We start from the raw sequence: 11,536 nt of genomic DNA on the forward strand, positions 1-11,536 counted from the left end.
ATCTTGAAGAACTTCCCAAAGAAGAAAAAGCCAGACAATGCGGTTACTATACCGTTACCAAGAATGGCATCGAGCGCGTTAATATGATGAAATTTCTCAACGCTCTCATTGATGCAGAGGGTATTGAGTTAGACGGTTCGAGCAATGGTGGCGGACGCGGCGGACGCTCTGCAAGTTTCCGCATTAGCGTACAATCCAATGGGAATCTTTTAATCGGTTCAGCCTATACGAAAAAAATGGGGTTGCAGCCTGGAGATGAGTTTGAAATTTCCCTGGGACGGAAACACATTCATCTGAAACAAATTACAGATGATGAAGATTCAGAATTGGGAGAAGAGTAAAATTCCCGTCGCATTGCGGGGAAAAAATCACCATATAGAATACAACCCCTTTCATCTGGCGGAAGAGTCTGGCGAAAGGGGTTGTGTTCTAGTTGCGTATTTTAACAATTATGGCGCTCGCTTCCTCTGAAGCAGCCAATTTTCAGAGGAGGTTGTTCCGAGAATTTCCGCATTGTTTAAATTGGGAATAATTTGGCGATCGCGATCGCGGTGCAGTAAAACATAAGGATGCTTTTTCTCGTACCAGAGTTGTTCTAACTGCAAGTCGGTTTTAGTGGCAATGGGGCGATCGCTATAAAACGCAAACACCGAATATTGATTCTGGAGAGAAGTATAAATAACTTGGTTTTGAGGGGTTTCGCGAATGGATTGCAGAAGAGAATCTAGATGAGAAACCGAGTCAAACTCTTGGGTGGGGAGAGTGCTTCCCAAGAGAAATAAAGCAAGATACATCCCCCAAAATAAGAGAATGAGAACCTGTCGATCGTGTTGAGCAATGGTGAGAGCAACCATTGCCAAACATAATGCCACGGCTGCACAAATAAGAGCAGAAGCACGGTCGAGAGGAAATAAGCTCGCAAAACCCACACTAGAGATTATCGCGACCAATGCCAAGGCGATCGCCAGGAAAGACCAACTGGAATATTCGCGATCGCTGGGGGAATTAAGCAGATCCCTCAATTTTGCCCCTCCTGCTAGAGCCAAAGGGGGAAAAAGTAGCAAACTTGACTCTAGGGAAAAAGAAAAGAGAGAAATCGCGATAAATGCTCCAGAAAACCAAATTAACGTTAACTTTGCCCATCCCCAATTCCAGTCGGCGATCGCTACAGGTAAACCCGAAAGCCCGAGGCAAAGTCCAGGTAAGGCAAAACATAAGATTTTTAGCCCATAAAACTGACTTAAAAGAATAGAGGAGTGAGGAAACAGAGCCAAAAAAGTAGTTAAAGAGAAAGAATGCAGTAAAATGTAACCGATAAAAGGAAAACTCCCCAAAAGGATTCCCGCCCATAAATAAAGCGATCGCAGCAGCCGGGGAGTATCCCAGGCTAAAAAGCTCAAGACAACCCCTCCGAGGATGATTGCCAACCCTCCTTGAGTTAAACCCAGCAAACTTAACCCCAAACCGATCCCCATCGTCCAGCGAAAATCCCGACGCGATCGCAAAGTCAACCAAATCGTCATTAAAGCAAAGCAAGAACTAGCCACCGTCGGTAGTGCAAATCGTCCCAAGGGAACCAGAGGAGAAAGAACGAGGTAAATCCAAGCCGCGATAATTGCCGTACTGCGCCGCGCAAAAACCTCTCGACCCGTGCGATAGAGAAAAAATACCGATAAAGTCGCAAGTCCAACAATCGGCCACCGGGTCATCGCCTCATTAATCCCGCCCCAACGATAAGCAAAAGCAATCAATACCGATAATAAAGAGAATTCATGGCGATCGAAAGGCCGATCGAAAGAAATGAGTAACCAATCCTGGGGAAAATGAGGAGAGGCCGCGATCGCCTTCCCTTGGAGAGCCAGTTCCACCTCAGAGCCATCCTGCAAAAGTGGGACCGATAAGTTTGTCCCCAAGACCAACAAAGCAGCCAACACTAAACCCAGTCCCCACAACCACTCCGGCCAATCATCATTTTGTCGAGAAAACCGATCGCGCGATCGCATCCCCACCGAACTGCGATATTCCATAAAAAATTCTAATCAGGGAAGAAGACCTAAATGTTAAAATACCCGACACGATAAGAATCCTTTTGTTATTATCCAAGCTAGTGTCGAGTCTACTCCGTCCAACATTTAACATATAGACAGTATATAGACGATTTCTGGCGATCGCCTGCAGCAATTCTAACTTAATGCGACTACCGCTCCCTAGCATCTCCCAGATATATGGAATCATCGTTTATCCTAACTTTACAAATTGTTATTGCCGTTCTGGCCGGGATCGGCGCTCAAGTTTTAGGTGAGTTTTTACGGGTCCCCAGCATTGTTTTCCTACTGCTTTTCGGAATTGCTTTAGGCGCAGATGGACTGAACTTGCTACATCCCCACGAGTTGGGGGTGGGTTTAGAAGTTCTCGTCGCTCTCGCTGTAGCGATTATCCTCTTTGAAGGCGGCTTAAACTTAGAACTGAGAGCATTAGGGCGCGTTTCTGCAACCCTCCGCAATCTCGTCACCTTCGGCACCCTCATTGCCTTGCTAGGGGGAGGAATGGCCGCCCATTGGTTGAGCGAATTTCCTTGGTCGATCGCCTTTCTCTACGCTGCTCTCGTCGTGGTTACGGGACCCACGGTGATAGGTCCCCTCCTCAAACAAGTTTCCGTCGATCGCCAAGTCGCCACTCTCTTAGAAGGAGAAGGGGTTTTAATCGATCCGGTGGGTGCGATTCTCGCCGTTGTCGTTCTCGATACCATTCTCAATAGCGATGCTCTCCCCGTGGCAGTATTTAGCTCTCTAATCATGCGTTTGGGCATAGGGGCGATCGTGGGGGGATTGGGGGGTTGGTTCTTGGGATTTTTCCTCAAACGAGCCAAGTTTCTTTCCGAAGACCTGAAAAATCTCGTGGTATTGGCGGGGGTTTGGGGCTTATTTGGCTTATCTCAAGCTCTAAAAAGCGAATCGGGATTAATGGCGATGGTCATTGCCGGAATCGTCCTGAGAGCCTCCTCTCTGCCCGAAGAACGGCTATTAAGACGCTTTAAGGGACAATTAACGGTTTTAGGGGTATCCGTCCTGTTCGTGCTTTTAGCGGCGGATTTGTCCATCGCCAGTATTTTTGCCCTGGGATGGGGTAGCGTACTGACGGTTCTTTCCCTCATGTTTATTGTCCGACCGATTAGCGTTGCCTTATGTACTTTCAATAGCACGTTGAGTTGGCGACAAAAGCTGTTTATTGCTTGGGTGGGTCCTAAAGGAATTATTTCCGCGTCCGTGGCCTCTTTATTTGCAATTTTGTTAACTCAACAAGGAATTAATGGTGGAGAATCCATTAAAGCCTTGGTCTTTTTGACCATTATGATGACGGTTTTTGTGCAAGGACTATCGGCGCGTTGGGTGGCTAAAGGATTGGGAATTACTTCTTCGGAAGCCACCGGAGCCGTAATTATTGGCTGTAATCCTTTGGGGCGTTTGGTGGGATGGTTGTTCCAGGAAGAAGGAGAATCCGTCGTGATGATCGATACCGACCCCGAGGCCTGCGATCGCGCTCGAGAGTATAATCTTCAAGTCTTTGAAAGTAGCGGTCTCGATGCGGATGTTCTTGAAGATGCGGGCTTAGAGTCCATTGGTACTTTTGTTGCACTAACCAGTAATGGGGAAGTGAATTCCGTGCTGGCTCAACGCGCCCTAGAAGAATTTAGTCCGCCTCGAGTCTTAGCCATTTTTCCACAAAATAACGGCGGCGATCGCGAAGAAACTGGAAAAACGAAAACAAAAACAAAGGTTAATCAAGCCTTTATGACTCAAGTTCCCATCAAAAAATGGAACAAATACATTATTGATGGGCAGGTCAAATTAGGCGAAACGGTTTTAAAAGAAGCTGGGCTATCCTTTCAACAGGCACATTTGCAAGCCATGATTCGAGCCGGAGAACTTTTACCCTTATTGGTGAAGCGAGAAAAAGGTTTGCAGATCGCCATCGCTTCCGAACTATGGCAAGCAGGAGATAAACTGATTTATTTGCTTCACGATCCCAGACCCAAACTTTTAAAACGCCTATCTGGGGGTACATCTTCCTCTCGTCTGGCTTTGGAAAAATTACCAGAAGTTGAGGAAATTCCCCTCGCTGTGCCTCTATCGGAGTAATAGGGCTATCATAAGAAGAAATTTAGCTAGAGGAAAGACAAACAATGGATGTTAAGTTTATTTTATTAGTCCTGACTGCCATTTTTATTGTGGCAACACTCTTCTACGGCACGAAAAATGGCTTCTATGATTCGGATGATTATCATGGCAATGGTTCTGCTCATTAATTAAACTCTTTGATTAACTGATAAATAGTGATTGATTCTAATCCATCTCACTTTTTTTCCTGTTATCCCTATGGAGTGGGACACGATATAGAAGGCGTATGTTTGCTCGTCTGGATGGGGAAATATCGCATTCTCCTCGATTGCGGTTTGAGAGATATTTCTGAGTTATTAGAGTCTTCCGATCCTCCTGCGGATTTTGTCTTTTGCTCTCACGCTCATACCGATCATGCGGGGGGCTTGCTTGCTCTTCATCGGCATTTTCCGCAAATGCCGATTTATGGGAGTGAAGCAACTGCTCGTTTGCTGCCCCTGAATTGGCCTGAAGAAAAAGAAATTAGTTCGTTTTGTCAAATCTTGCCCTGGCGATCGCCGATTTCCCTGTTCGAGAATCTCCAGATTCAGCTATTTCCCGCCGGTCACTTGCCAGGAGCAGCCGCAATTATTCTCTCTTGTCATACTCCTCAAAGGGATTATACTTTAATCTATACTGGGGATTTTTTTCTGTCTAATTCTCGTTTAGTGGAGGGATTATCCGTTGAGTCCCTTCGAGGTTCGTCTCCCGATGTTTTGATTATTGAGGGCAGTTATGGTACCGCCAGACATCCCAGACGACGACAGTTAGAGCAAAAATTAATGAGCAAAATCGATACAGCACTATCGATGGGACACTCGGTTTTACTCCCAGTCCCCAGGATGGGGTTAGCCCAAGAAATTTTGCTGTTGTTGCGATCGCACCATCAATTTACCGGACGAGATGTTAATGTTTGGGTGAGTGAAAGCGTTGCTGCAACTTGCGATTCTTACTTAGAACTCTTGCCGCTTCTACCTGACTCCGTGCAGAACTTTGCCAGTCACCAACCTTTATTTTGGGACGAACAAGTGTTGCCCCGAGTGCGTCGGCTACCGGAAACCGGAGTTGAGGCGATCGCCGAATTTCCTTGCGTACTTCTCGTCGATCGCGCCGAACTTTGGCAGCATTATTGCATTCCTCAAGGTGGAACCTGGGTGGTTTTATTTGCCGAGTATCCCGGCCGCACGGCCATGCCTCACCCCGAACTTTTAGAGAATTCCCCAGACATTCACCTAGAAACCTATTTACTTTCAGAACATAGCGATGGACGCAATACTGCCCAACTCATCCACAATATTCGTCCCCAGCACGTTCTCCTCGTGCATGGTTCATCCACTTATCTCACGGATCTCATTGCCTTAGAAGAATTACACAACCGCTATAAACTCCATTCTCCAGCCACAGGAACTTTATTAGAATTACCCGTCGGCGATCGCTTTATCCAACCCTCTGTTCCCGTCCCTGTCCCCCATGAAGGAGAAATCGTCGAACTTGAGGACAGCATCCGTATTATTTTACCCCACGCCCTCATGCAAACCTCCCACTGGCAGACCTTTGCCGATACGGGTTTGCTGGAAGCACGCTGGCAAGGCAACGAGTTAGTTCTGCGAGGACTCTCCCAACGAGAACTCCTGTCCCAGAGCAGTCGCCCCATTCAAGCCGTCACAGAGTGTTGCGCGACCTGCCATCACCAATTCCGTCAGCGCTGTTTTAACCGCCAGTCCCCACTTTACGGATTTAAAGTGACCCTGCAAGGGTGCTGTCCGGTTTTTGAACAAAAACCACGAGAAGAATAAAACTCAAGCAAAAATTCAGTTTTCCCCTGTATCAGGAGCATTGGGATAAGTTTGTTCGGCTGTAGCAGATTGTTCGGAACAATCTTCTCCCAAGCAATCATCACTGCCAGAAACCTCTGAAAGACTAGAATGAGTCCCTTCTGTTTCCAGAGAATCTTCGCTAATGGGTAGTTTAATTGCCTCGGGATGAATTCGTTCGGCTTCGGGACAATCCTCTGTCACTGTAATTTCTGAGGATGTTCGGGAGATAGAAGCAATCTTTTGAGTCACGGTACCGATACTTTCCAGACGAACCATTTCTTCCCAAGTGCTAATTTCGTCTTCATCTTCTGTGTCATAGCGGATCGTGACGATATCCCCCTCCAAATCAACAATTTTGGCATCTTCTATCCACCGTTGTTGATCCCGCAAGAACACGCTAACTTCACGACCTTCTGCACAAATCTGATAAATCTTGCGGTGTAGCATCACGAACCTCTCCTTGGTCGAGCATCCCTTTTTTGGGGAAAAATGGTTATTTGACTCTGACTTTTGCAAGATTTGCAAGTCATTATTGTACCTCGCTATCGGGGTAGAGTTAGCCTTTAGTTTAGCGCAAAATCTGTCTGACATCCATCGATATTTAGCGATCGCCACAAGCATGACGTTCGAGAATGCTGGTAATTTGAACTCTAACTCCTTCAGTTTGTTCCACCATTGCTAAATGACCGCAATTGGCAATTTCAATCGCATTTTCCCCCACGGGATGAAACAAAGAGTGAAAACTGGCTAAATGGCGCACGTATTTGGGCTCCATGATGCGATCTTTCGCCCCAGCTAAAAAATAAACCGGTTGTTCGAGACGGGCAACAATTTGCGGTAAATGATGAACTTCCGATTCTGTCGTCGTCTCGAGTAGAGACCCCAAGGCTGCTTGTGCATCGGCATTGATAAAATCAAGCAATCTTTGTTTTCCCCAATGGCGTGCTAAGGGCTGGACAACCATTGTGCGAGCAAACAGCAATTCCAGCAAAGAGAGACGCTGCAGCCAGCGCGGACGATATTTGACAATTTTTTGACCAATATTACGAAAGCGCTCGAATTCTTCCTTTAAATAAATTCCCCCTCCCGCATTCAGACAAATTACACCTTCAATGGTTTCGGGAAGTAAATCTGCTCCCCACAGGGCGATACTGCCTCCGAGGGAATGGCCGATCGCCCAGCATCGGGAAATATTGAGTTGTTCGAGTAAAATTTCTAGGTCTCGCGCGTAGGCCTCTAATGTATAACTCAGATGCTTCTGGCGGGGAATATCGGCAAGCTGGGACTCCCCAAACCCCCGCAGATCGTAGAGCAAACACTGATAGCGATCGCGAAATGAGGCGATTAACGGCTGCCAATATTGTCGGCTCAACAACCAGCCGTGAATAAAAATCAAAACAGGGGTTTGGGAATTGGCAATGGGAGGGGTTAACTCATAAGCATGAGGCACTCCCAAAATATCGATCTTGTCCATATCTCCATCCTACCCGAAGGCTTGGCACTCAACCAACTCTGCCATTGCCTTAATCTCCCATTAAACGAAAACGAACGCTTTCCGCAATCTTTTGGCCGAGATATTCGGGAATCAAACTTTCATTCGGTCCTAAAAGATACAGGATCAAGCGAGTTCTCCCGCGCCAAACTAATAAATTAGCATTCACCACCAATAAATCTTCTTGCCAAATGGCGTACATAACTTTATAAAATAAGCCCGGTTGATTGTCTGCTTCAATTAAAAGGGCAGGAAGGTGAAAAACGGGATCGACATAGAATTCTGTTTCGACTTGCTCTAAACCCGCATCAAGATTAAATTCAACCGCCAGCATTTCTTCGACCTCAAAACGTCCTGCTAAGGCTTCTCGAATGGCACGGCACACATTATCGGCAGTTTTTTCACTCAAGGCTTTATTGCCCCGAGAAACCACCAATTTGATAAAAACAAGCATGGGGGGTTTGATTTGACCGTACAAGCTCAAACTGTGAATGGTCAAACCGTAAGCGGCCAAAACGCCAAAAATATCGCTTAATAGAAAAGATTGATTGCGATAGGCAAAATGGAGGGCGCTTTTAGAACCTTCAGGACGAACTTCAATGGTTGCCAGTTTGGTTTTATAAAGCCGATAGGCCAAGCGCAAATTTTGTAGCTGAATTTCACTACTAACAAACTGTTCGTAGAACTGAGGAAAGGCTTGGTTAAAGCGTTTCAAGAGTCCCAAGGTGGATGATTTTAACCCCGAAGCCATAACTCGCTCGATCGTCTTACTGGGTGAACCGTCGGCATCAGAACCCAATTTCTGCCAAGAAAAATTTTCGCGATACCGAGTCAATAGCCTCAGTCTAATCTAAAGCTCTCGTCATAGTTTAAGAGATGTCTGGCGCGATCGCTGTTTTTTCGGTAGGAGAATAAAAAAGTCGGTCGAGGAGTTGTGGTATCATCTTGGCTATGCAATTCAATGACTTCGCCGCATTAGCATGGGTTTTTGGAAGAGCTTATTTAGCAGTTCTGACGCGGCAACTTTACCGAGTCGGACAAAACCAGAAAAAAATGGCGCGGCGATCGCCAGCGAGCCTCGCATTGTCTTTAGTACGGAAAGAGAACTCGATCTCTACGAACTTGAAGAATTGTGCGATGCTGTTGGCTGGTCTAGGCGGCCTCTCCGCAAGGTCAAGAAGGCGCTTCAACACAGTTTTTTGGTTGTTTCTATGTGGGAACAACGGGGGACAAAACGTCGCTTGGTCGGTTTCGCCCGAGCAACTTCCGATTGCGCCTTTAATGCCACAATTTGGGATGTTGTTGTTCATCCCAAATTTCAAAGTCAGGGTTTGGGAAAGGCGTTAATGAGATATACGATCAAAAAACTGCGTAACGAAGATATTAGCAACATTACTCTTTTTGCCGATCCCCATGTGGTGGATTTTTACCGTCGTCTTGGTTTTATTCTCGACCCCGAGGGAATTAAGGGGATGTTTTGGTATCCAGATTAAGAGTTGAGGATTAAGGCGCAATCAATAATAAATCGAGCATTGATATTTGTCGAGCAATCCGCTATACTATCAAGGTAACGGGATGTAGCGCAGCTTGGTAGCGCGCCTGCTTTGGGAGCAGGATGTCGCAGGTTCAAATCCTGTCATCCCGATTTAACTAAAATCTGAAGGTTTGAAGGTTTCGAGGCAGATCTGTGGGATCTTTCTCTTTGGCCATTTTTCAAAAATGGCTACGTTTAAACCCAAGGTAAAGGTAGACGAGAGCATTTATAATTGGTGTTGCCAAGATTTCAAAAGGGTAATAAGTGATGAGTGAAGAGAAAAAGTTGTTAATTGTTACCGCAGAACCGAGCGATCGCAATGCCAGTGGAGTCAGGGGAAACCCTTATGCACCGCGAAAGGTTATTGTACAGACGGTGGAAGTGAGTGCGGAGGTGGTGCGGGAGAAAATGTCGGATTTTGTGGAAATGGTGGGGGAGATGTTCGATCGCGCTGAAACGAGAACGGGCATGATTTTGGATGAGGTGGAATTGTCTGTGGAAATTACAGGAGAGGGGGAGGTAAAGTTGATGGGAACGGGGATTGGATTGGAAGGAAAGGGTGCGATTACATTGAAGTTTAAGCGCGATCGCTAACTATGGCAAATCATGCTCTAATTATTGGCATTAATGAGTATCAGCGCTTACCGTCGCTACGTTTTGCCCTGCGAGATGCGGCATTAATGCGGGATTTTTTGGCAGATGAATTGGGGTTTGAGGAGGTGTTCTATTTTACCGATGATTCTCCTGCTATTGATGCACCGGATGGTTCTCTGCAAGAAACACAACCTACTTACAGTAATCTTATTTCCTTTCTGCATGACTTTTTTGAGTACTCGCAATTGGAAACGGGGGATAATTTTTGGTTCTTTTTTAGCGGTCACGGAATACGAGAAAATGGTCAGGATTATCTCATGCCTTGTACGGGAAATCCTCGCTTGGTGGGTCAGACGGCGATCGCCATTAGTTATATTGCGGAGAGGTTGCGGCGATCGGGGGCAGATAACGTTATTCTCTTTTTAGATGCTTGTCGCAATGAGAATGATTTGGGGGATCGATCGGGTGCGATCGCGCTAGAACAACATCAAGGGACGATTTCTATTTCGGCTTGCAGTCCTTATGAGCGATCTTTTGAGATTGAGGCGATCGCGCAAGGTTCTTTCACTTATGCGCTGTTGGAGTCGTTGCGAATCCGGGGTGCGGATAATTGTGCGACGGTAGAACGCTTATACAACCGTTTGCGCTATCGGGTGACGGAGTTGAACCAGCAGTACGAAAAGCCCCGACAAGTGCCTTATGCGGTGGTAGAACCAGCGCAAAAGCTCCATTACATTCTCCTACCCCAGCAGGCAACGGAACAAGATATTTTGCTGCTTGTCTCGGAAGCGCAAGAGGCTGAAATTGAAGGGGATGACGAACTCGCAGAACAGTTATGGGTGAGAGTTTTAGCGGCTTCTCCTGCTAATTCTAAGGCTTTGAGGGCATTAAAACGTATTTGGCGAAAGGGTAGCCCCCCAACCCCCAAGTCTGGGGGAGTAAGAAACCCAACCCCCAAGTCTGGGGGAGTAAGAAACCCAACCCCTAAATCTGGGGGAGTAAGAAACCCAACCCCTAAATCTGGGGGAGTAAGAAACCCAACCCCTAAATCTGGGGGAGAAGGAACCTCAACCCTCACCCAAATCTGGGGGAACAATTCTGAATCTTCGCCCCCCAACCCCCAAATCTGGGGGAGCAAGAAAACCCAAGTCGAAGATGGAAAGTCCCCCGAAATCGGGGGATTTCGGGGGCAATCTAAAGAAAACGAATCACCCACTAAACTTTCACTTCCTTCTTTTAGTGTCGAAGATGGAAAGTCCCCCGAAATCGGGGGATTTAGGGGGCAATCTAAAGAAAACGAATCACCCACTAAACTTTCACTTTCTTCTTTTAGTGTTGAAGATGGAAAGTCCCCCGAAATCGGGGGATTTAGGGGGCAATCTCAGGAAAACGAATCACCCAGTAAACTTTCACTTCCTTCTTTTGATTTTGAAGTTGTAACGGTTAATGCGAAAGGAAAAATTGTTAAGAAGGAGAGGCGATCGGCGAACTATCTGCGCGAAGATTTGGGAAATGGGGTGGCGATCGATATGGTGTCGATACCGGGAGGTAGTTTTTTGATGGGATCGCCAGAAGGACAAGGTTATAACGATGAACATCCTCAGCATAAAGTTACGGTAAAACCCTTTTTGATGGGAAAAACGCCAATAACTCAAGCACAATGGCGAGAAGTGGTGACGCAAGTGGAGACAATAGAAAGAGAACTCAACCCCGATCCTTCCTACTTCAAAGGCGATAAGCGACCCGTAGAGAGGGTTTCTTGGTACGATGCCCTAGAATTTTGTGTCAGACTATCTAGGGCTTGCTGAAAAAGTTCTTGAGGGGTGACAAGCAAGCTATAAAGCCGATTTTATAAGGGTTAGAGCGTGCAGTCCTTTCTGAAAATAGAGACGCTTATGAGATTTAAGATTCATCAAAAGAGTGGCAAGGTCTGACCAAAGTT

11 protein-coding genes, 1 tRNA gene and 1 pseudogene are annotated in these 11,536 nt (G+C 46.4%); 8 read left to right on the forward strand and 5 right to left on the reverse strand.

The features are described 5' to 3' along the window. Positions 1-341: AbrB family transcriptional regulator (locus VB714_RS12800; protein ID WP_323224723.1), on the forward strand; the 341-nt coding region annotated here is incomplete at its 5' end. Between the two features lie 108 nt (positions 342-449). Here VB714_RS12800 and VB714_RS12805 read toward each other — a convergent pair. Continuing rightward, the gene (locus tag VB714_RS12805; RefSeq protein WP_323224725.1) at positions 450-2,027 is read right to left on the reverse strand and encodes a hypothetical protein; all 1,578 of its coding nucleotides are present in this window, start codon (positions 2,025-2,027) and stop codon (positions 450-452) included. Beyond that, on the reverse strand, positions 1,969-2,235 hold the full coding sequence (locus VB714_RS12810) for a hypothetical protein (RefSeq protein ID WP_323224726.1): 267 nt from the start codon (positions 2,233-2,235) through the stop codon (positions 1,969-1,971). The genes VB714_RS12805 and VB714_RS12810 overlap by 59 nt, the downstream gene beginning before the upstream one ends. Here VB714_RS12810 and VB714_RS12815 point away from each other — a divergent pair. The 3 genes from VB714_RS12815 to VB714_RS12825 are packed head-to-tail and all read left to right on the forward strand — an operon-like array spanning position 2,226 to position 5,953. Then, on the forward strand, positions 2,226-4,139 hold the full coding sequence (locus VB714_RS12815; RefSeq protein ID WP_323224728.1) for a cation:proton antiporter: 1,914 nt from the start codon (positions 2,226-2,228) through the stop codon (positions 4,137-4,139). The two genes, VB714_RS12810 and VB714_RS12815, sit on opposite strands and share 10 nt — an antisense overlap. 44 nt (positions 4,140-4,183) lie before the next feature. Then, positions 4,184-4,306: a hypothetical protein gene (locus VB714_RS12820; protein WP_323224730.1), complete on the forward strand. Its 123-nt coding sequence runs from the start codon at positions 4,184-4,186 to the stop codon at positions 4,304-4,306. A gap of 27 nt (positions 4,307-4,333) precedes the next feature. Further along, complete coding sequence (locus VB714_RS12825; protein WP_323224732.1) at positions 4,334-5,953, forward strand: MBL fold metallo-hydrolase; 1,620 nt, start codon at positions 4,334-4,336, stop codon at positions 5,951-5,953. 177 nt (positions 5,954-6,130) lie between these two features. Here the strand turns inward: VB714_RS12825 and VB714_RS12830 are convergent. The 3 genes and pseudogenes from VB714_RS12830 to VB714_RS12840 all read right to left on the reverse strand — a co-directional run. Then, positions 6,131-6,421, reverse strand: a pseudogene (locus VB714_RS12830) (DUF6679 family protein); the annotation flags it as partial. A gap of 154 nt (positions 6,422-6,575) precedes the next feature. Further along, a complete protein-coding gene (locus tag VB714_RS12835) occupies positions 6,576-7,448 on the reverse strand; it encodes an alpha/beta hydrolase (protein WP_323224734.1) in 873 nt (290 codons plus the stop codon). A 49-nt stretch (positions 7,449-7,497) separates the two neighbouring features. Then, positions 7,498-8,217 carry a hypothetical protein gene (locus VB714_RS12840; RefSeq protein ID WP_416309671.1) on the reverse strand — a complete coding sequence of 240 codons (720 nt, stop codon included), beginning with the start codon at positions 8,215-8,217 and terminating at the stop codon, positions 7,498-7,500. Positions 8,218-8,446: 229 nt separating this feature from the next. Here VB714_RS12840 and VB714_RS12845 point away from each other — a divergent pair, with 229 nt between their 5' ends. The 4 genes from VB714_RS12845 to VB714_RS12860 all read left to right on the forward strand — a co-directional run bounded on the left by VB714_RS12845 (position 8,447) and on the right by VB714_RS12860 (position 11,402). Beyond that, positions 8,447-8,959: a GNAT family N-acetyltransferase gene (locus tag VB714_RS12845; RefSeq protein ID WP_323224738.1), complete on the forward strand. Its 513-nt coding sequence runs from the start codon at positions 8,447-8,449 to the stop codon at positions 8,957-8,959. 78 nt (positions 8,960-9,037) lie between these two features. Then, positions 9,038-9,111, forward strand: a tRNA-Pro gene (locus tag VB714_RS12850). Positions 9,112-9,267: 156 nt separating this feature from the next. After that, positions 9,268-9,594, forward strand: coding sequence for a hypothetical protein (locus VB714_RS12855; RefSeq protein WP_323224740.1), 327 nt, complete (start codon positions 9,268-9,270; stop codon positions 9,592-9,594). Positions 9,595-9,596: 2 nt separating this feature from the next. Continuing rightward, complete coding sequence (locus VB714_RS12860) at positions 9,597-11,402, forward strand: caspase family protein (protein ID WP_323224742.1); 1,806 nt, start codon at positions 9,597-9,599, stop codon at positions 11,400-11,402. The last annotated feature ends 134 nt before the right edge of the window (positions 11,403-11,536 follow it).

Source organism: Spirulina sp. 06S082 (assembly GCF_034932145.1).
Lineage (GTDB): Bacteria > Cyanobacteriota > Cyanobacteriia > Cyanobacteriales > Spirulinaceae > CCY15215.

What these genes read in the sequence shown, in the direction of transcription:
- VB714_RS12810 (WP_323224726.1), bottom strand. Translation starts at nt 2,235, where the DNA reads ATGATTCCATATATCTGGGAGATGCTAGGGAGCGGTAGTCGCATTAAG.
- VB714_RS12855 (WP_323224740.1), top strand. Translation starts at nt 9,268, where the DNA reads ATGAGTGAAGAGAAAAAGTTGTTAATTGTTACCGCAGAACCGAGCGAT.
- VB714_RS12860 (WP_323224742.1), top strand. Translation starts at nt 9,597, where the DNA reads ATGGCAAATCATGCTCTAATTATTGGCATTAATGAGTATCAGCGCTTA.
- VB714_RS12815 (WP_323224728.1), top strand. Translation starts at nt 2,226, where the DNA reads ATGGAATCATCGTTTATCCTAACTTTACAAATTGTTATTGCCGTTCTG.
- VB714_RS12805 (WP_323224725.1), bottom strand. Translation starts at nt 2,027, where the DNA reads ATGGAATATCGCAGTTCGGTGGGGATGCGATCGCGCGATCGGTTTTCT.
- VB714_RS12835 (WP_323224734.1), bottom strand. Translation starts at nt 7,448, where the DNA reads ATGGACAAGATCGATATTTTGGGAGTGCCTCATGCTTATGAGTTAACC.
- VB714_RS12840 (WP_416309671.1), bottom strand. Translation starts at nt 8,217, where the DNA reads ATGGCTTCGGGGTTAAAATCATCCACCTTGGGACTCTTGAAACGCTTT.
- VB714_RS12820 (WP_323224730.1), top strand. Translation starts at nt 4,184, where the DNA reads ATGGATGTTAAGTTTATTTTATTAGTCCTGACTGCCATTTTTATTGTG.
- VB714_RS12845 (WP_323224738.1), top strand. Translation starts at nt 8,447, where the DNA reads ATGGGTTTTTGGAAGAGCTTATTTAGCAGTTCTGACGCGGCAACTTTA.